At 63.1% G+C, this 19,123-nt stretch carries 19 protein-coding genes and 1 pseudogene; 11 read left to right on the top strand and 9 right to left on the bottom strand.

What is annotated here, in order from left to right; all coding sequences use genetic code 11:
* Window positions 1-3: 3 nt before the first annotated feature.
* The 5 genes from ACTJJX_RS23070 to ACTJJX_RS23050 form a co-directional block, all read right to left on the bottom strand.
* Window positions 4-1,152 carry a flavin monoamine oxidase family protein gene (locus ACTJJX_RS23070; RefSeq protein ID WP_023082252.1) on the bottom strand — a complete coding sequence of 383 codons (1,149 nt, stop codon included), beginning with the start codon at window positions 1,150-1,152 and terminating at the stop codon, window positions 4-6.
* Between the two features lie 3 nt (window positions 1,153-1,155).
* Window positions 1,156-1,824 (bottom strand): cupin domain-containing protein, encoded by a 669-nt coding sequence (locus tag ACTJJX_RS23065; RefSeq protein ID WP_023082253.1) that lies wholly within the window; start codon window positions 1,822-1,824, stop codon window positions 1,156-1,158.
* A gap of 74 nt (window positions 1,825-1,898) precedes the next feature.
* Window positions 1,899-2,240, bottom strand: coding sequence for a carboxymuconolactone decarboxylase family protein (locus ACTJJX_RS23060; protein ID WP_198712314.1), 342 nt, complete (start codon window positions 2,238-2,240; stop codon window positions 1,899-1,901).
* Window positions 2,241-2,309: 69 nt separating this feature from the next.
* On the bottom strand, window positions 2,310-2,591 hold the full coding sequence (locus ACTJJX_RS23055) for a hypothetical protein (protein ID WP_440782022.1): 282 nt from the start codon (window positions 2,589-2,591) through the stop codon (window positions 2,310-2,312).
* Between the two features lie 77 nt (window positions 2,592-2,668).
* Complete coding sequence (locus tag ACTJJX_RS23050; RefSeq protein ID WP_023082256.1) at window positions 2,669-3,442, bottom strand: SDR family NAD(P)-dependent oxidoreductase; 774 nt, start codon at window positions 3,440-3,442, stop codon at window positions 2,669-2,671.
* A gap of 220 nt (window positions 3,443-3,662) precedes the next feature.
* Here ACTJJX_RS23050 and gcvA point away from each other — a divergent pair, with 220 nt between their 5' ends.
* The 5 genes from gcvA (at window position 3,663) to ACTJJX_RS23025 (ending at window position 7,667) form a co-directional block, all read left to right on the top strand.
* A complete protein-coding gene (gene gcvA, locus ACTJJX_RS23045) occupies window positions 3,663-4,577 on the top strand; it encodes a transcriptional regulator GcvA (RefSeq protein WP_023082257.1) in 915 nt (304 codons plus the stop codon).
* 35 nt (window positions 4,578-4,612) lie between these two features.
* Window positions 4,613-5,452, top strand: a complete 840-nt coding sequence (asd, locus tag ACTJJX_RS23040; RefSeq protein WP_031668801.1) for an archaetidylserine decarboxylase — start codon at window positions 4,613-4,615, stop codon at window positions 5,450-5,452.
* Window positions 5,453-5,679: 227 nt separating this feature from the next.
* Window positions 5,680-6,687, top strand: a complete 1,008-nt coding sequence (tehA, locus tag ACTJJX_RS23035; RefSeq protein ID WP_232925152.1) for a dicarboxylate transporter/tellurite-resistance protein TehA — start codon at window positions 5,680-5,682, stop codon at window positions 6,685-6,687.
* Window positions 6,688-6,823: 136 nt separating this feature from the next.
* Window positions 6,824-7,123 (top strand): ArsR/SmtB family transcription factor, encoded by a 300-nt coding sequence (locus ACTJJX_RS23030; protein WP_228381273.1) that lies wholly within the window; start codon window positions 6,824-6,826, stop codon window positions 7,121-7,123.
* Between the two features lie 19 nt (window positions 7,124-7,142).
* On the top strand, window positions 7,143-7,667 hold the full coding sequence (locus tag ACTJJX_RS23025) for a rhodanese family protein (protein WP_023082261.1): 525 nt from the start codon (window positions 7,143-7,145) through the stop codon (window positions 7,665-7,667).
* A gap of 77 nt (window positions 7,668-7,744) precedes the next feature.
* Here the strand turns inward: ACTJJX_RS23025 and cueR are convergent.
* The 3 genes and pseudogenes from cueR to ACTJJX_RS23010 all read right to left on the bottom strand — a co-directional run bounded on the left by cueR (window position 7,745) and on the right by ACTJJX_RS23010 (window position 11,722).
* Window positions 7,745-8,202, bottom strand: a pseudogene (gene cueR, locus ACTJJX_RS23020) (Cu(I)-responsive transcriptional regulator).
* Between the two features lie 2 nt (window positions 8,203-8,204).
* Window positions 8,205-10,649 carry a heavy metal translocating P-type ATPase gene (locus ACTJJX_RS23015; RefSeq protein WP_023082264.1) on the bottom strand — a complete coding sequence of 815 codons (2,445 nt, stop codon included), beginning with the start codon at window positions 10,647-10,649 and terminating at the stop codon, window positions 8,205-8,207.
* Window positions 10,646-11,722, bottom strand: a complete 1,077-nt coding sequence (locus ACTJJX_RS23010) for an MBL fold metallo-hydrolase (protein WP_023082265.1) — start codon at window positions 11,720-11,722, stop codon at window positions 10,646-10,648. Before ACTJJX_RS23010 ends, ACTJJX_RS23015 begins: the two co-directional genes overlap by 4 nt.
* Window positions 11,723-11,908: 186 nt before the next feature.
* On the opposite strand from ACTJJX_RS23010, the gene ACTJJX_RS23005 reads away from it, so the two are divergent.
* From ACTJJX_RS23005 to ACTJJX_RS22980, 6 genes are all read left to right on the top strand, one after another.
* Entirely contained in the window at window positions 11,909-12,247 is a 339-nt protein-coding gene (locus ACTJJX_RS23005; protein ID WP_071222522.1) for a hypothetical protein, read from the top strand.
* Complete coding sequence (locus ACTJJX_RS23000) at window positions 12,244-13,698, top strand: TolC family protein (protein ID WP_023082266.1); 1,455 nt, start codon at window positions 12,244-12,246, stop codon at window positions 13,696-13,698. Before ACTJJX_RS23005 ends, ACTJJX_RS23000 begins: the two co-directional genes overlap by 4 nt.
* 41 nt (window positions 13,699-13,739) lie before the next feature.
* A complete protein-coding gene (locus tag ACTJJX_RS22995) occupies window positions 13,740-15,143 on the top strand; it encodes a multicopper oxidase family protein (RefSeq protein ID WP_031668804.1) in 1,404 nt (467 codons plus the stop codon).
* A 54-nt stretch (window positions 15,144-15,197) separates the two neighbouring features.
* On the top strand, window positions 15,198-15,545 hold the full coding sequence (locus tag ACTJJX_RS22990; RefSeq protein WP_023082268.1) for a copper-binding protein: 348 nt from the start codon (window positions 15,198-15,200) through the stop codon (window positions 15,543-15,545).
* 19 nt (window positions 15,546-15,564) lie between these two features.
* Window positions 15,565-15,933 carry an MAPEG family protein gene (locus ACTJJX_RS22985; RefSeq protein ID WP_023082269.1) on the top strand — a complete coding sequence of 123 codons (369 nt, stop codon included), beginning with the start codon at window positions 15,565-15,567 and terminating at the stop codon, window positions 15,931-15,933.
* A 296-nt stretch (window positions 15,934-16,229) separates the two neighbouring features.
* A complete protein-coding gene (locus ACTJJX_RS22980; RefSeq protein WP_198712313.1) occupies window positions 16,230-17,933 on the top strand; it encodes a GMC oxidoreductase in 1,704 nt (567 codons plus the stop codon).
* A gap of 152 nt (window positions 17,934-18,085) precedes the next feature.
* On the opposite strand, the gene ACTJJX_RS22975 is transcribed toward ACTJJX_RS22980, so the two are convergent.
* Window positions 18,086-19,117 carry a methyl-accepting chemotaxis protein gene (locus tag ACTJJX_RS22975; RefSeq protein ID WP_074183340.1) on the bottom strand — a complete coding sequence of 344 codons (1,032 nt, stop codon included), beginning with the start codon at window positions 19,115-19,117 and terminating at the stop codon, window positions 18,086-18,088.
* Window positions 19,118-19,123: the final 6 nt, after the last annotated feature.

Raw genomic sequence — 19,123 nt, 5'->3', positions numbered from 1 at the left:
TTCTCAATTCAGGATGGACGCCGCCGTGTGGGGGGACAACAGCGCTTCGACCCCGAGGCGTGCCGCCTCGACGGCCCCGGCCACGTAGCCGGGGAAATGCGGCGACCACTCACTGGCAATGCCGACGAGCCGGCCTTCCCAGGTGCCATCGTGTGGTGTCCTGGGAGGCGGGGTCGGGTGGTCGACATCCGGGTGCGCGTCGGCGGCGACCGCGGTGCGCGGGTCGCTGGTCCAATCCTTCAGGAATTCTGCCTTGGGCCGTGCCGCCTGCTCGCCAAACAACCGGACAAACTGGGCCCGGCAATGGGAAAGCAGGACCGCCTCCGGCGTTTGCTGCCTGATCTGCGCGCTCACACCCAGGAACCCGAACAGCGCGGCATCGCCACCCTCGGCCGAGGCGTCGTGGATCTCGCCCATCGGCCCGACGGCGCTGCGCGCCTCGCCGGACAGCCCTTGCTCGCGCCAGAACGGCGTGTCGTAGACGGCGACGTACTTGGCATGCGGCGCCATCCAGGTCCCGCATGCCTGCCACTGCCGTTGCAGCGCGTCGGGCAGGGTCGGTGCGAAGTCGATGGTGTTGGCCGCCAGCCGAGGCGGTATCGCCAGCAGGACATGGGCGACATGGCGGGAAACGACTTGCCCCAACGCATCCCGGGTTTGGACCTCGATCCGTTCGCCCTGGTGCTGAAGGTGCGTGACCTGGTGGCCGGCCAGGAGCCTGTCAGCAGGCAGGCGGGCGCGGATGGCGTCGACCAACGCGGCCATGCCGCCCGCCAGGCGCAGCGCGGGCGGCGCGGAGACGAACCCATCGACGCGGCTCGGTGCATGTGTCCTGGAGCGCTCGATCAACATGTCGCCGTTTTCATGCTGCACGACGGTCTCCAGGCCAAGCTGCGCCACAAGCTGTTGCAGCTCCGGGTGCATGGCCGGCCAGTACCATGTTGCCCCCATATCGAAGCGCCCGGCGATGGGCAGCTTCCCAATCGCTTCCTCGTGGGGACGAGATGCGTCCGGCCAGGAAACGATGCGGCCACCGAAGGTCTCGCGAGCCTCCAGCACCACATAGTCCCGAATGCCGCGGGCCTCCAGCAGTATGGCGGCATAAAGGCCGCTGAGGCCGCCGCCGATGATGGCAATGCGTGTGGGCTGCATCCGTTAGACCCCCTGCACCGCAGCGGCCAAGTGTCCGGTCTTGAGATAGACGGTGGCGCCGTGCGTGCCAGCGGTGATCTCGGGGCGCTCACCGACAGGCAGACGCACCCAGCTTCCACGCTCGCAAGACTGGCCATCGGTGATGACTTCGCCGGTCAGCACCAGCAGCTCGATGCCATCGGCCGAGTCGGTCAGCAACGCTTCAAGGGGTGCCAGGCGTTGCACGCTGACACGCTCGAAAGCATCCGAGAACAGCGGGCAGACCTCGCGGCCATCCCGGCGCTGCCATGCGGCCGGGTCGTGCGTGTTGATGCGCACGTTGCGCTGCTCGCCAGGCTGCATCTGCCAGAGCTTGACGAAGATGTCTGCGCCCTCGTGGCTGGACGGGGCATGGCTGGAGCCGGGTGGATTGCGCAAGTACCAGCCTGCCGGATAGTGCCGGTCGTCTTCGGAAAAGACCCCCGACAGAACCAGAATCTCCTCCCCGCCCGGATGAGGGTGATGCGGGAAGCGCGAATCGGGTGCGTAGCGCACGATACTGGTGGCCCGGGCTTTCTCCGCGCCGATGCGATCGAGCATCATGCGCTCGACGCCTCCCTGGGGGGAGGCGACCCATTGGTACTGCTCGGGCGTCACGATGGCTCGGCGCGAGAAATCTGCGTTGATGCGCATGGGCAGGGCTCCTGTCGCGGCGGGAACGACGTACAGGCCCGGTCTGCGGGCCTGCCTTCCGTTCGCCGATGGGTTTACTGTTTGGGCAGTTGCGCGTGGGCGTCGAGCACGCGAGCCGTGTAGGTCAGTGCAGCGCCGGCATTCAGTGCGATAGCGATGCCCAGAGCCTCGGAGATTTCCTCCAGGGTCGCGCCGTGCTCGACTGCCTTCTGCGTATGGACCGCAATGCAGCCATCGCAACGGGTCGTCACCGCCACGGCCAGCGCGATCAGTTCGTGGATCTTTGGCGTCAGGTGCCCGCCTTGTTCGACGACTCCGCTGAGGGCGCCAAGCGCCTGCATCACCGCCGGGCTCTGCTGGGCGTATTCGCCCACCCGTTCCATCAGCATGCCGCGATAGGCATTCCAGTCTTGCATCATGAGATCAACCTTTCCTTGACAGAAAAATGCCGGATGCGCTGTTTGCGCACCCGGCGACGAGGGACATTAAGCAATCTGGTAGATGCGCACGTCGGGGTCGGAATCGAGCAGCGGTTTGAGGCCACCGACCACGTCCGCGGTGAACAGCGCACTCTGCAGATAGGCGCTCGCGTTCTCCTGGGTATCGAAGCCATGCAGTACCTGCACGTCTTCGTTGCGCACCAGCAGTTCCTTGGACTCGGCACCGGGAACGGTGTCGAGGAACGGCCCCTTGTACTTCTGGTAGATGCCAGCCGCCGCAGCCCGGTTGGCTTCGGCGATCTTGAGGGTGATTTGCAAATAGACCATGTGCATTTCTCCTTGCTAGGTTGGTTGACAGAAACGAGCGCAGGTGGGGCAAGCGCCAGGGGCTTGCCCGCCGTGCATCAATTGCGGCCGGCCATCACGCCGCCATCCACGTCCCAGATGGCGCCCGTGACCCAGCCCGCCTTGTCCGAGAGCAGGAAGGCAACCACTTCGGCGACGTCCTGCGGGGTGCCCACGCGGCCGATCGGGTGAAAGCTGTTGAAGCCTTGCAGCGCGTCATGCACTTCGGCTTTCGGGATGAACCCCTCGTAGATGGGCGTCTGCACCACCGCCGGCGACACCGCATTGACGCGGATGTGCTTGGGTGCCAGTTCCATCGCCAGGTGCTGGGTCAGCGAATGCAGACCCGCTTTGGCCATCGAGTAGGCCGACGAGGGGGTGGCCGCGATGGCCTGCTTCGCCCACATCGAACCGATGTTGACGATGGCGCCGGGACGGTCCTTGGCGACGAGGTTGGCGGCGACCTTCTGCGTGATGAAGAAGGTGGCCTTGTTCAACTTCATGTACTGGTCGTAGTCAGCGTCGGAGTGCTCCAGGAAGGGCTTGGGGAAGAACACACCGGCGGCGTTGACCAGCAGGTCGATGTCCGCATGTTGTTCGTCGATGGCCTTGAGCAGCGCGGCCAGCCCTGCGTCGCTGGAGAGGTCGGCCGTCACTGCGGCGACCGGGCCGAGGCTCGACAGTTCCTCGCGCGCTTCCTCGGTCTTCGTCGGGCGATTGCCGACGATCACCACGCTGCCGCCCTGGGCCAGCACCACCCGGGCCGTCTGCATGCCCATGCCGCTGGTGCCCCCGACGACCAGGAGCTTCTTTCCGTCGAATTGATGACTCATGTGAAAACCTCTTTGACTGTTGCCCCGCCGAGGTGGCAGGTTCGGAGATGGGGCTGAAACGGGAAGAAAAACTTCTACTGCCACGTTGTCTTTTCGGTGCCCAACGGCCATCGCGAGCTAGGCAGCGTCTGGCCTGTTCTATAAGTGATATTTTTTCTTGGTTTCCTTGTCTCGACAAATCATTTAAAGTGTTCATATCTAAAAGAAAAACTTTAATGAAATGAAATCGCCTGCCCACCTCAACGCATTGCGAGCATTCGAGGAGACTGCCCGCCACCAGAGCTTTTCCGCTGCGGCGGCCGAACTGAACGTGACGCCTGCTGCCGTCGGCCAACTCGTTCGCGCGCTCGAAGAATGGCTGGGCACACCGCTGTTCCATCGCGGCAACCGCGGACGATCCAGGCTGGTTGCCACCGAAGTGGCGCAGCGCGCCCTGCCCGACATCCGAGCAGGCTTCGATCGGTTGGGCCTCGGGCTGGAACGGCTCAAGGAAGGGTCGGCCAGCGGCGTGCTGACCGTTGCGGTGAGCCCGGCTTTCGCCGCCAAGTGGCTGCTGCCGCGCATCGAGCGCTTTCATAGCGCATGGCCTGATACCGATGTGCGCTTGGATACCAACCTCAAGCCCGTGGATTTCATCGCGCAAGGGGTGGATATCGGCGTGCGCTATGGCCTGGGGATGTGGCCAGACCTGGTGGCCGACAAGCTGATGGACGAGGAGGTCTACCCCGTATGTTCGCCCGAGTTGCTGCGTCGGAACCGGGACTTGCGCGCGCCCGCCGATCTGTTACGGGAGACCTTGATCCACGACCTGTCGATGGACGGTCATGCGGGCTTCCCCACCTGGGAGACCTGGATGGAGAAAGTCGGCGTGACGGGGGCCGCCACACGGCGCGCCATGAAGATCAACAATTCCGCGGCGGTTCTGCAGGCCGCGATCGAGGCGCAAGGCGTCGCGCTCGCGCGCAGCGTGATGGCGCGCGACGACGTGGCGAGCGGGCGCCTGGTCCGGCTGTTCCCCGAGATCAGCGTCATGTCTGCGATGGCCTACTACATCGTCTATCGGCCCGGGTGCGCGAGCCTGCCGCGACTGGTGGCCTTCCGCGACTGGCTGCTCACGGAGGTGGCGGCCATATGACCGGGCATGCGCCAGACACCGGCATGAAGCCCCGCTTGTCCGAACGTGTGTTCGTCCGAGCGCAGCATCTTCTGCCCAAGCGCTTCATCACCCGCATGCTCGGCGTACTCGCGCACAAGCGCGCGGGCGCACTGACGCAATGGGTGATTCGGCGTTTCATCGCCCACTACGACGTCGATATGGCGGACGCGGCGTCGAGTGACCCTGGAGCCTACGAGACCTTCAACGCCTTTTTCACTCGTGCGCTGCGGCCCGGCGTGCGTCCGGTGGCGACGGCGCAATTGATCTGCCCGGTCGATGGAGCGATCAGTCAGTTCGGCCGCATCGAACGTGGCCAGCTACTCCAGGCCAAGGGCAAATCCTTCAGCATCGGCGCCTTGCTGGCTGGCGATCAGGTGCTGGCACGCAGGTTCGAGCGTGGGGCTTTCGCGACCCTCTACCTCAGCCCGCGCGACTATCACCGCGTCCATATGCCGTGCGACGGGCATCTGCTTTCGATGAGCTACGTGCCAGGCGAGTTGTTTTCGGTCAACCCGGCCACGACGCGCGGCGTCGACGCGCTGTTCGCGCGCAACGAGCGTGTGGTGTGCCACTTCGACTCGCCGCATGGCCCCTTCGCTATGGTGCTGGTGGGCGCCGCCATCGTCGGCAGCATCGTGACGGTCTGGCACGGCGTGGTCAGGCCACCCCACGGCCGCAGCGTGCGGCACTGGAGCTATCCCGACCGTCGCATCAGCCTGAAGCAAGGCGAGGAGATGGGGCGCTTCCTGCTGGGCTCGACCGTGGTGCTGTTGTTTCCGCCGGGGCCGATGCGGTTCAACCCCGAATGGGCTCCCGCGCGCCCGGTGCGCCTGGGAGAGGTGATGGCCGATTGAAGCAGAAGCTGCCTCGGCGGCTTTCCCGGCGGCCGGCACCAGCAGCTCGGCGGATCAGCAGCTGCGCACGAGTGTTCAAAGCTACCGGGAAATGATTTCTTTTGGCGGGAGAAACTTTATCTCGTTTGTCCAGCGAGGGAGGTCGGCGAACAATAAACGCCAGCTTGAATAGGAACGTCGAAGGGAGCGCGCGCGGTTGGCAGCTGTCTCCGTTCATGGCGGCCCGCATGCTCTTTCGGGTTTGTGTGGCATTTCAGGGGGCAAGAATTCCTTCGGTGATTCGGCATATGGGTATAAGACAGGCGCAAATCCCGGCGTCGTACTTCGGGGTCGTCCTGGGTCTGGCAGGTCTCGGGCAGGCTTGGCGTATCGCGGCGCAGCGATGGAGTTTGCCGGGCGCTGTGGGTGAGACGGTCATTGCGATCGCGGGTCTGGTCTGGTTCGTCCTGATCATTGGCTATCTGTGGCAGGCAATCAGGCGCTTCGAGGTCGTGAAAGCCGAGTTCCTTCACCCGGTGCAAGGAGGCACGCCTGCCTTGCTGGCGGTTTCCACTTTGCTTATCGCCATCGCGGTCCTCCCGTACTCAAGCATCCTGGCATGGCTTCTGACGATCGCGGGGATCGCGTGGCACCTGGGCTTCTGCCTTTGGCACACCGGCTTGCTCTGGCAAGGCGGGAGAAACACGGTAGACATGGTGCCGACCCTGTATTTGCCGACCGTCGCCGGCAATTTCGTCAGTGCGGCAGCATTGGGGGCGCTAGGTCAGCCGGATTGGGGATGGCTGTTCCTGGGAGCGGGACTGTTCTCATGGCTGGCGCTCGAATCGCTGGTCATCCATCGGCTTTGGCATTCGTCCTCAGTGCCCACGCCTCAGCGCCCCCTGATCGGCATCCAGTTCGCGCCGCCCGTCGTCTGCGCGATGGCGTGGCTGGCATTGTCTCCGGGAAGCACGGACCACTGGTTGCTCATGCTATGGGGCTATGGGCTCTTTCAGCTGCTGCTCGGCCTGCGCCTGGGCCCCTGGCTGGGGGCGCAGCCCTTCATTCCCACTTACTGGGCCTACACGTTCGGCGTAGCCGCAGCGACGGTCACAGGCCTGCACCTGGCACAGTCGGGTGTTGGTGCGGCGCAAGTCCTGGCGCTGCCGGTGTTTGTCGCGGCCAACCTGTTCATCGGCTATCTGGCCCTACGCACTGCTCGCTTGTTTGCCGGGAAGCCCAAGTCCCGCAAGTAACCCTCCGGCGGCACATGCCCGCCGACCATCGTAAGAAAAAGGCACCGCAAGCCCGGTGAGAACGGAGGGGTATTGCTATTACATAAGAATGTGCTAATTTAGCGAAATACGAAATAAAGCGTCCATGGTTGCAAAGATGAGAGACAAGCAGTTCTTTCAGGAGGGGGCCGCTCAGGCGGCCGTCCTGCTGCGAACGGTGGGCAATGAGCATCGCTTGCTGTTGCTGTGCCTGCTGATCGAGCACGGCGAAATGTCGGTAGGCGCGCTGCATGAGCACGTACCCCTGAGCCAATCCGCGTTGTCTCAGCATCTGGCCAAGATGCGCGAGGAAGGCCTGGTCACGTTCCGCCGGGAGGCGCAGACGCTGTACTACCGGATCGACAACCCGGATGTAGCCACCCTCATCTCCACGCTCAAGACCATCTTCTGTCCCTGACCACCCGGAGTTATCTGCCATGTCCTTGAAGCCCATTTCTCCCCAAGCAGCCCGCGACCTTCTCAGCCAAGGGGCTGTCCTGATCGACATTCGCGGCGCGGACGAGCATGCGCGCGAGCACATTGCTGCCGCCCGCCACGTGCCCATGGAGCATCTGAAAGGCGCGTCCCCCCTGGACGCTGCCGGCGGCGTGATCTTCCATTGCCGATCCGGCAATCGGACGCAGGTCAACGCCCAGACGTTGAGCGCGTGCGCGGCCTGCGACGCCTATGTGCTGGAAGGCGGGCTCGATGCCTGGAAGAAGGCCGGGCTCCCTGTGGTCGCAGATGCGTCCCAGCCGATGGAGTTGCAGCGGCAGGTGCAGATCACGGCGGGCACCTTGATCGTGCTGGGAGCAGTCCTGGGCGCGACGGTCTCGCCGTGGTTCCACGTGTTGTCGGGCTTTGTCGGAGCCGGCTTTATATTTGCCGGGGTATCCGGTTTCTGCGGCATGGCTCGGGTCTTGATGCGCATGCCGTGGAATCGCCGGGCGGTAGGCGGTTGACACGGTAAGGCAGGCGCCAAGCCTCCAGTGCTTGGCGCGGGCGACCTGATCCTGGGGGGTGCGAGACCCCGGGAAATCTAAGGAACAAGCTGGTGGCGCTTGCCGCGGCGGCTACGGTCGCCGCCGCCTTTTTCGGGGTTCCCGGTGGTTTCAGATGCCGGCGATTCGATGATCGGGCAGTCCGGCCGGTCGTCGCCGTGGCACGAGCGCACGAGGTATTCGAGCATGGCCTTCATCTCCTGAAGCTCCCGCACTTTCTGATCCAGCTCGGCGATGTGCGATTCCGCCAGTCCTTGACCTGGCGGCTGGATCGTTTGCGGTTCTGCCAGAGATCGAGCAAGGCACTGATCTGGTCCAGCGAGAAACCCAGGTCGCGGGAATGGCGGATGAAGCGCAGCTTGCTGACGTCCTTGTCGCCATACTGGCGGTAGCCGGCATCGGTGCGGCTGGCCGGGGGCAGCAGACCGATGTCTTCGTAGTGCCGGATCATCTTCGCCGAGACGCCCGAGGCGGTAGAGGCTTCACCGATGTTCATCGTCAGGCTCCTTCTTCTTGATTCTGGCCGCTGCCGTTGGTGCCGGTCGCAGCACCGCGCCAGCGCCGCAGCATCAGGGCATTGGTGACCACACTCACGCTGCTGAAGGCCATGGCCGCGCCTGCAATCACCGGGCTGAGCATACCCAGCGCGGCCAGCGGAATACCCAGCACGTTGTACGCGAAGGCCCAGAATAGCCCCTGCTTGATCTTCGAGTAGGTGCGACGGGAGACGTCGAACGAATCGGCCACCAGACGCGGATCGCCGCGCATGAGGGTGATGCCTGCCGCTTCCATCGCCACATCGGTGCCGGTCGACATCGACAGGCCGACGTTTGCCGCCACAAGGGACGGAGCGTCGTTCAAGCCGTCACCGACCATCGCCACGATGCGGCCCTGCTGGCGCAGCTCCTGCACGATGCCCGCCTTGTCGCCCGGCAGCAGTTCCGCGCGGACGTCATCGATGCCCAGTTCACGGCCCACGGCGCGCGCGCTGCCCTGGTTGTCGCCCGTCAGCATCACCGTGCGGATGCCCAGCTCGCGCAGCCGTGCCACGGCAGCGTAGGACGAGGGCTTGATCGTGTCGCCAAAGGCCAGCAGCCCCAGCACGCGGACCAGGTCGCCGTCCCGCTCCAGCAGCCAAGAGATGGTTCGCCCTTCGCCTTCGAGGCGCAGCGCCTCGGCCAGCAGCGCGCCCGGGTTGGCGCCTTCCTCGTTCATCAGCCGCGTGCTGCCCAGCAGGATGTGCTGGCCGCCCACGACGGCCTGCACGCCCCGGCCGGGCAGGGCCTGCGCCTCTCGTGCGGACTCGACCGCCACGCCTTGCGCCCGGGCCTTCTCCATCACCGCATGCGCGAGCGGGTGGTCGCTGGTCTGCTGGAGCGCGGCGGCGAGCTGCAGCACTTCATCGGGATGCACGTCTCCCATCGCTTCGATGGCAACCAGCGACGGCTTGCCTTCGGTCAGCGTGCCGGTCTTGTCGAAGGCCACGGTGGTGACCGAGTGCGCCACTTCCAGCGCCTCGGCATCCTTGATCAGAATGCCCTGACGGGCAGCCACACCGGTGCCGGCCATGATCGCCGTGGGCGTGGCCAGGCCGAGTGCGCAAGGGCAGGCGATGACGAGCACCGCCACCGCGCTGATCAATGCCTGTTCCACGTCGCCGCCGTTGTACAGGAGCCAGCCGACGAAGGTCAGCAACGCCACCCCGAGGACGACCGGCACGAAGACCGCACTCACCCGGTCGACAACACGCTGGATCGGCGCTTTGGCTGCCTGCGCCGACTCCACCATGCGGATGATCCGGGCCAGCGTGGTTTCAGCGCCGATGGCCGCCGTGCGGACTTGCAGCACGCCTTCCTCGTTGACCGAGCCGCCGGTCACCTTGTCGCCGACCGCCTTGGGCACCGGCAGGCTCTCGCCGGTGATGAGCGATTCGTTCAGGTGGCTGCGTCCGTCGATCACCTCGCCATCGACCGGCATCCGTTCACCGGGGCGCACGACGACGACGTCGCCCACCGCCACCTGTTCCACCGGCGTAGAGACTTCAACCCCATCGACCAGAACCCGCGCAACCGTGGGCCGCAGGGCATTGAGCGCGCGGATGGCATCGGCGGTCTGCCGCTTGGCGCGGGCTTCGAGCCATTTGCCGAGCAGCACCAGCGTGATGACCGCGGCCGAGGCCTCGAAATACAGGTGGGGCATGCCGTGGCCCGAATGCTTCCATTGCAGATAGACCGACAGCCCGTAGGCCGCGCTCGTGCCCAGCGCGACCAGCAGATCCATGTTGCCAGTCCTGGCCTTCACGGCCTTCCAGCCGGCACGGTAGAAGCGCGCGCCCAGCCAGAACTGTACCGGCGTGGCCAACGCCATCTGGGTCCAGCCATCGAGCATCCAGTCCAGGCCGAACAATTGCAGCGCCATGGGCAGCACCAGCGGCAGCGTCAGCAACGCGCCCACGAGAACCGGCCACCATTCGGGAAGGCGCTTGGCGGTCTGGGGAGTGGCAGCGCCCTCGACCGGCTTGGCGACATAGCCGGCCTTGTCGATGGCGGCCGCCAGCGTCGCGAACGACACCCCGGAGAGCGCAGTGACGGTGGCCTTCTCGGTCGCGAGGTTCACCGACGCGGCGGACACGCCGGGGACCTGCAGCAGCGCTTTCTCGACGCGCGACACGCAGGACGCGCAGGTCATGCCTTCGATCTGAAGCTGGATCTCGTCGGCGCGAACTTCGTAGCCGGCCTTGCGGACAGCGCCCGCCAGTGCCGCTGCATCCACGCCGGAGGCGCGAACGGTGGCTTCTTCGGTGGCGAGGTTCACGGTGGCACTTTCCACGCCGGGCAACGTGTTCAGCGCTTTTTCGACGCGCGAAACGCAGCTCGCGCAGGTCATTCCTTCGATGGGGAGCTTGAACTCCATCGGAACTGTGGCAGTGAGAGAGGTGGTCATGAGAGAACTCTGTTATGAAATTGCATAGAGGCTTGGGGCTGCGAATCACGCCACCAGGCCGGTGTGGGATCGGGATGAAGCATGTCCATCGGCGCTCCGATGAGCGGGGTCAGCACTCCGATTCCGCGGGTCTGCGCCATGGCGGAAATCTGCTCGAAAGGGTCCTGCCAGCTATGGCCTCCCAGATCGAACGTTCCGTTGTGGATTGGCAGCAGGCGCTTGCCACGCAGGTCGATATGGGCCTGCACCGTCTGCGGTGGCCACATATGGACGTGGGGCCAGTGGGCGTCGTAGGCCCCGGCCTCCATCAGCGTTAGATCGAACGGTCCCAGGCGCTCGCCGATGGTCTTGAAACCGTCGAAATAGCCCGAGTCCCCGCTGAAGAAGATGCGGACATCGCCATCGGCCAGCACCCAGGAGGCCCAGAGTGTGCGGTCGCCATCGAACAGCCCTCGACCGGAAAAATGCTGGGCCGGAGTCGCCGTGCATTGCAGCCCGCCCGCCGTGTCCCCGACCGTGGCCGACTGCCACCAGCCCAGCTGCACCACTTTGCGCGCGTCAATGCCCCAGCTGATGAGCCGGTCGCCAACACCCAGCGGCGTCAGGAAGTGCCGCACCTTGGGCGCAAGGGCAAGGATGCTGTTGCGGTCCAGATGATCGTAGTGGTCATGGGACAGGACGACGCCCTCGATGTCCGGGAGCGCGTCCAAACCAATCGGAGGGGCATGAAAGCGCCTGGGGCCTGCCCACTGAACGAACGACGCTCGCTCGACAAACACCGGGTCCGTCAGCCACAAGCCGCTGCGCAGCTTGAGCAGGATGGTCGAATGCCCCAAGCGGAACAAGGTGCGCGCAGGCGCCGCAAGAATCTCCGCGCGGGTCAGCGCATGGATCGGTAGCGGCTGTGCGGGCCAGCGGCCAGTAGGGCCTGGTGGGCGGTTGATGAAGCGCAGCGTCATGCGCAAGCTCTTCCAGAAGCCCCGCTTGGGCCACTTCACAGAAGCAGCAGCCGAATCAGCCTGCGGCGCTGAGACTCTGTCGTTGAGGGGCTTGAACGCCAGGGGTGTACCCATGGGATCTCCGAGTTTGTTTTCCAATATGCCGTCAGCTTGATCCTTCCCATCATGGGAGAGTCAAGCGGAAATGAAACATTTTTTTTACGGGATCAGGTTATTTCGGATGGGTGTTGACTCTCCCACGATGGGAAGGGTGACAGTGCTGCCATTGACGCACCGCACCACTCCCGGAAGACAACACCCATGACCCGACCCGTCTCTCGTTGGCCCGCTCATGCAGGCACCGCGGTGGCCCTGCTTCTTGCGGCCGTGGCAGCCCATGCAGAAGCGCCGCAGCAGACCTCGTCGCCCACCGTGCCGCCACTGGCCTATACACCGGCTTTCGCCACCTACCAGCGGTTTGCAGATCAGCCCATCACGCCCTGGCGCGAAGCGAACGACACCGTGGGCCGCATTGGCGGCTGGCGCGGCTATGCCAAAGAAGCCTCAGAGGAGACGCCATCCACGGCACCTGCGGCCACCGCTCCGGTGCTGCCCCCACACGGTGGCGGGCATGAGGCACATACAGGGGCCCAGCCATGAGCAGCAGCATCCACTCCACGTCCCATCGACGTTCCCGCGCTCGCTTCTCACTCGCCGCCTTGGCCTTGGCGGCGCTCTCCGGCTGCGCCAGCGTGGACCTGGCGCAAAACCTGTCGCGCACCAATGACGAGGCCGCCAGCTTCACCGGCGGGCGTCTGGCCCTGGCTCGCTCGGATGAAGACCATGCGCAGCGCCGCCAAGTGGCTTCCGATCTGCTGGCTCAGCCGCTTGGCCAGCCGCAGGCGGTGGAACTGGCGCTGGCCAATAGCCCGGCGTTGCAGGCCCTGCTGGCACAGCATGGCGCCGACGCGGCCCGCTCCGCGCAGGGGGGGCGCATCGCCAATCCGGTGTTCGGCTTCGAGCGGCTGCGCACAGGCAGCGAACTGGAATTCGGCCGCTTGTTGTCCTTCGGACTACTGGATTTGCTGACCCTTCCTGCGCGAAAGGAACTGGCTGACCGCCAGATCGAGCAGTCGCGCCTGCGCCTGACTTCCGACGTGGTGGATCAGATCACGCTGGTGCGCCAAGCCTGGGTGCGCGCGGTGGCCGCACAGCAAAGCCTGCAATATGCCGGTCAGGTGTACGAGAGCGCAGAGGCCAGTGCCGAATTGGCGCGGCGTATGCAGGCCGTGGGCAACTTCAGCAAGCTGGAGCGCGCCCGCCAGCAAGCGTTCTACGCCGACGCGGGCACCCAGCTCGCATCCGCACGCCATGCCGCCATGGCAGCGCGGGAGGAACTGGTACGCCAACTGGGCCTGACTGACGTCCAAGCGCAGGAGTTGACGCTGCCTGAACGCCTGCCCGAACTGCCCAAGCAGCCATTGCAGCCGGAGGAAGTAGGCCAAACCGCCAGCCGCGCGCGCCTGGACGTGCGGCTGGCCCAGGCCGAACTCGATGCCTCGGCACGTTCACGGGGCCTGACTGGCATCACCAGCGTGACGGATATGGAACTTGGCGTGACCCGCAACACCACGTTCGACAACGCCGATGGACACAAGGCCACCGGGCGAGGCTACGAAATCTCCGTGCGCCTGCCGTTGTTCGACTGGGGTGACTTGCAGCGCGATGCCTCCAAGGCCCAGGTGCTGGCATCGGCCCAGCGCCTGGATGCCACGCTGCGCGCGGCGGGATCGAACGTGCGAGAGAGCTATTCGGCCTACCGCTCGACCTACGACATCGCGCGGCACCAGCGCGACGAAGTCGTGCCGCTGCGCAAGACCATCTCGGAGGAGAACCTGCTTCGCTACAACGGCATGTTGATCGGTGTTTTCGACCTGCTGGCCGACGCACGTGACCAGGTCGGTGCGGTGATGTCGACCATCACGGCCGAGCAGCAGTTCTGGTTGGCCGATGCAGCACTGCAAGCGGCACTGATCGGCAGGCCCATGGCTAGCGCCGTAGCGGCCGGAGGCAACCCGCAGCCGGCCAGCAGCGACGATGCCGGGCACTAAGCCGGCCAACTCTTCGACAGATTCCACACAAAGACACAGCCATGAACTCCAGAAGGCAATTTCTTGCAATGGCGGGCGGCACGGTGGCGGTAGCCAGCGTCAGCCGCGTCGCCATGGCGGCGCTGCCCGAGCCGGTCACGCAGACCTCGGCCGACACCATGCCGCCACTCACGCCCAACACGGGCCTCCCTTACAACCCCGTCGTCACGCTCAACGGCTGGACTTGCCCTTGGCGCATGAACAACGGCGTCAAGGAGTTCCACTTGGTGGCAGAACCCGTGGTGCGCGAGATGGCTCCCGGCTTCAAGGCTCACCTCTGGGGCTACAACGGCCAGTCCCCCGGGCCGACCATCGAGGTGGTCGAAGGCGACCGCGTGCGCATCTTCGTCACCAACCGCCTGCCCGAGCACACCAGCGTGCATTGGCACGGCCAGCGGTTGCCCAATGGCATGGACGGGGTGGCGGGCCTGACGCAGAAGGCCATTCCGCCGGGCAAGACCTTCGTCTACGAGTTCACGGCGCGCCGCCCCGGCACCTTCATGTATCACCCGCATGCAGACGAGATGGTGCAGATGGCGATGGGCATGATGGGCTTCTGGGTAACGCACCCCAAGGCCAAGCACCCCTTGATCGACGAGGTGCAGCGCGACTTCTGCTTCTTGCTCAACGCCTACGACATCGAGCCGGGGGCTTACACGCCCAAAGTCATGACCATGCTGGACTTCAATCTCTGGTCGTGGAACAGCCGCATCTTCCCTGGCATCGACTCGCTGAACGTGCGATTGGGCGATAAGGTGCGCATCCGCGTCGGCAATCTGACCATGACCAACCACCCGATCCACCTGCATGGCCACGAGTTCATGGTCACGGGTACGGACGGCGGACCGATCCCGAAAGCCGCGCGCTGGCCCGAGGTGACCACCGACGTGGCCGTGGGGCAGATGCGCCAGTTCGAGTTCGTCGCCGACGAAGAAGGGGACTGGTCGTTCCACTGTCACAAGAGCCACCACACCATGAACGCCATGGGGCACAGCGTGCCCACCATGATCGGGGTGGATCACAGCGGCGTGGCCGGCAAGATCGCCAAGCTGATCCCCGACTACATGGTGATGGGCGAGCGCGGCATGGCCGACATGACCGAGATGGAAATGCCCATCCCCGATAACACCGCGCTCATGATGACCGGCGACGGCCCGTTCGGATCGGTCGAGATGGGCGGCATGTTCAGCGTGCTCAAGGTGCGGCGCGACCAGAAGCCCGGCGACTATGGCAATCCGGGCTGGTACCAACAGCCGCCGGGCACGGTCGCCACCGAGTACCAAGGGACGATGACCGAGCCGGTGCGCTCGTCTTCCACCGGAGGCAGCTCCATGCCCCGTGCATCCAAGTCCACGTCGCAAGTCGAGGTGCAGGTACGCAAGCCGGCCAGCCACGCGGGCCATTGATTGTCTGACCACTCTGCGCACAGCGATTTACCGTTTCATTCCAAGGAAAACTCTATGAAATCGAAAGCCATTTTTGCCGTGACGCTCGGCGCGATGCTGAGCGTCACGGCCGCGGCTTGGACACCCGGAGCCTTTGCCCAGGCGGCCCCTGCGAACCAAGCTGCTGCACCTGCCAGTGCAGACCTCACCGACGGCGAGATCCGCAAGGTGGACAAGACCACCGGCAAGATCACCATCAAGCACGGGCGGATCAAGCACCTCGATATGCCCGCCATGACCATGGTGTTCCAGGCACGTGATGCCACCTTACTGGACAAGGTTCAGGCGGGAGACAAGGTGCGATTCGGTGCGGACAAAGATGGCGAGAAGCTCATCGTCACGGACATCCAGCCCATCCGCTGATTAGGCAAAGGAAATACACATGCTTCCCATCACCTCCACCGTTGCCGCCTTCGCAGCCATCGGTCTCATCGCACTGAGCGTTCCCGTGTCCCTGCGTCGCATGGCGGTCAAGCAGCCCCTGGGGCCGGGCGATGACCCGGCGCTGCTGCGCCGCATCCGCGCGCAGGGCAACTTCACCGAATACGTGCCAATCGTGCTCATCCTGCTCGCGCTCGCAGAGTATCGGGGGGTGCCGCAGGGCTTTGTCTTCGCTATCGCAGGGCCGCTGGTGATCGGGCGTGTCGCCCATGCAGTCGGCATGCTTGGCGGGATCATGCCCCTTCGTCGCATGGGCATGATGGCCACCTTCGTATCGCTGCTGGCCGGTGTGGCCGCGCAATTCGTTTGACACCTTCCCACGCCTCTTGACATTCCCACGATAGTAAGGTCGATAGTTCCGGCGTTCTAACACCAAACGCACCGGAGACATTCCATGACCCCCTTTGAAGTCAAAGACACGACCTGTAGTTGATGAACAACGAGGCGACACGCCCGCGAAATCCTCAACAAGGCTGGCACCAATCAGCCTAGCCGATGCTGCGGTGCTACCGGAATCGCGCGCAGGCCGCGAACCAGGCGATCGCCATATGGGCCGTTGCACATTGCAAACAGGTCCTTGAACTCATTCAATTTCATGGGGACGAAATGGACAGTAAATCTGAGACAGACGATGAGATAAACCTGAGTCGAAGAGAGGCGATAGTGCTGATTGGTGGGGCGCTGTCGACGCTTGCATACGCGAGATCGGCCGGCGCGCAAACCGTGGCTGCAACCGAAGAATCTACCGAGAATTCCCTGGATGCAGTCCCGGCAAGCAAAGTTGAAATAATCGTCATCGGCAGTGGTTTCGGTGGATCGATTGCAGCCAAGCGACTTGCCGAAGCGGGGCGAGACGTCGTAATGCTTGAGCGCGGCCCCTGGCGCGATACGGTGCCGAATCGATCAGTCGGCATGACGGATCTGACACCGCTGCCGCAAGGAGCAAAGGCTTTTTCCCACGGTCTGAGATCGATTCGGTCCCATCTGTTCCAGGGACAATGGGTTCTGAACACAAAGGGCTTTGTTGAAGCGTACCTAGGCAACGGCATCAACGTGATCTGCTCATCCAACGTGGGTGGTGGCAGCCACATCTATGCCGGGATGCTGGCAAAACCCTCCAACCCAGCGTACTGGGACGGTCGCCATCCCCAGATCTCGCAAGCTGGCATGGACAAATACTATTCCGAGATCATCGCGCTGCTACAGACCCGGGCGGCCACGGAAGAAGACAAGAGTCCGAACCGCATCAGTGAGACAAATTACGGTGGAGAGCTGTCCACCGCAGGGCTTGCGAGTCCACTCATCGGTGTGCTCTTTCCGAAGCAACCAGGCAGCGCATCGAAAGTCACAGATGCCAATGGCATTGATCGCTGGGAATGCGACTACCGCAACAACAGTGTGCTGGGGTCCCCGTCCGGTGCCAAAACGACACTGGACTTTGCCGCGATTTGGCCCGCCATGCAGCGCGGACTGAAGGTCCGTGACCTGTGCGAAGTGCAGACCATCCGCAAGTTGAGCGAAGCGAGCGCTGAGGGAATGCGCTATGAAATCCTTTATCGCAACCACCGGGAAGGACGTGACGAAAAGGTATTCGCCAAGCACGTCGTCCTCGCCGCCGGATGCCTGAACACAGTTCGACTGCTGTTCAAAAGCCGAGATGTCGACGGCGCGCTGGATGGAATGCCACGGCTCGGTATGAGCTTCGGCACCAATGGCGGATACTTCGCCTTCTGGAAAGAAAACAGTTCCAAAGATCTCTCCGAGGGGTTGCCGTTGGCCGGGCCATTCCGGTCGAAAGACTCCCCCAGCAAGTCGGTGCAGGTGCTGCGCGCCGCCATCCAGGGCATCGATGATATTCCCATGCCGGCCATACTCCGCCGCTGGTTGCGTCGGAATTCATTCATCGTCGCCTTGGGCAAGGACAACAATAACGGCGCGATGACGATGGAGAGCGGGAAATTCCAAATCACCTACGACAAGAATGAGAGCAGCGTCTATCATGAGATCGACTACGAAGTTGAAACAATTCAACGTGCAACAGGCACAAAAATCTACGCCCCTGCATCACCGCTCACCGTGCAGCCGCTAGGTGGTGCATGTCTGGGTACGTCAAACGCCGATGGCGTGATCGATGCTAATGGCGAAGTTTTCGATAACCCGGGCCTCTATGTGGTCGATGCCGCAGCGCTGCCGGAATCGACCGGCAGGCCGCCAAGCCTGACGATCGCGGTATGGGCCGCCAATGTTGCGGATCGGCTGCTGGCGTCGTTACAGGGGGAACCGCAGAATTCGGAAAAAATCGTACGCTAAGCTAACGGTGTTCTCGTGACAGCTCTTTGACTAGGCTTTCTAAGGCCATTCTGATAGCCCTGACTTCCTGAAAAGCCATGGCTAAAATTTGTGCGGCTAAAAGGGATAACCGATGGTAAAGTAAGTTATCCCTGTCGAGATACTGAAAAGCGTTATCCTCGTTTTTCCCAAAACTGTTTTGCCAGTTCGCTCAGAGCGCTAGTTAACTGAGCGACAGATTTCGCACTTTGCAAATTATTCTGCCCGGTCTGTACATTGGTATCAGCAGCATCGCGTATATTGATAATACTGCGGTTTATGTCTTCACTTACTGCTCCCTGCTGCTCGACCGCAGTCGCTATTTGCGCGTTCATGTCGGTAATTTCGTTAACGCGTTGGCCAATTCCATCAAGAGCTGTAGCTGCTTCCTCTGCGTGAGCTACACTCGTGTGCGCTTGCCGACTACTTTGCTCCATGACTGTAACAGCGGATTGCGCTCGCTCTTGTAGAGCGCTGATCATGCTTTGAATATCCGTTGTCGATTGCTGTGTGCGAGCAGCAAGACTGCGAACCTCATCGGCGACAACAGCAAAACCACGCCCCTGCTCACCAGCACGCGCGGCCTCAATTGCTGCGTTGAGTGCCAACAAATTCGTTTGCTCGGCGATCCCTCGTATAACGTCAAGAACTTTTGATATCTCGTTACTTTGACCTTCAAGCTCATGAATAACCTGAGCGGCTTGCCTAATTTCACCTTCAGGGGCAGTGATTGACTGGCTTGTGTGGGCTACCAGACGCTGGCCAGATGCCGTCTCAGTGTCTGCTCTTCCGGCCGCATCTGCAGCATGCTGTGCATTGCTCGCAACCTCTTGAATGCTTGCCGCCATTTGGTTTACTGCCGTTGCTATTTGATCTGTCTCTGCCTGCTGCTCAACTGTAAGTACATTGCTTGACTCAATATCCTTTAGTAGGCCTCGGGTGTGTTCGCTAAGCCGATTTGATGCATCACCTATGCGACCTACTATGGCGCCTGTTTCAGCTTGCATCATTCGTAAAGCAAACTCTATTTGGCCAAACTCATCGGTGCGCCCAGTGTAGAGGGATTGACTTAATGGGTTATTGGAAATATTCCTGGCTCTTTCAACCAGTCTTCCAAGAGGAGAGAGAATAGCCAAAACACTAACAGAGCTTAAGCTTCCTGACATTAAAGT

This window comes from Pseudomonas sp. 22490 (assembly GCF_052044465.1).
Taxonomy (GTDB): domain Bacteria; phylum Pseudomonadota; class Gammaproteobacteria; order Pseudomonadales; family Pseudomonadaceae; genus Pseudomonas; species Pseudomonas aeruginosa.
Note: the sequence above shows the minus strand (reverse complement) of the source record. Positions and strands in the feature narration are given on the sequence as shown.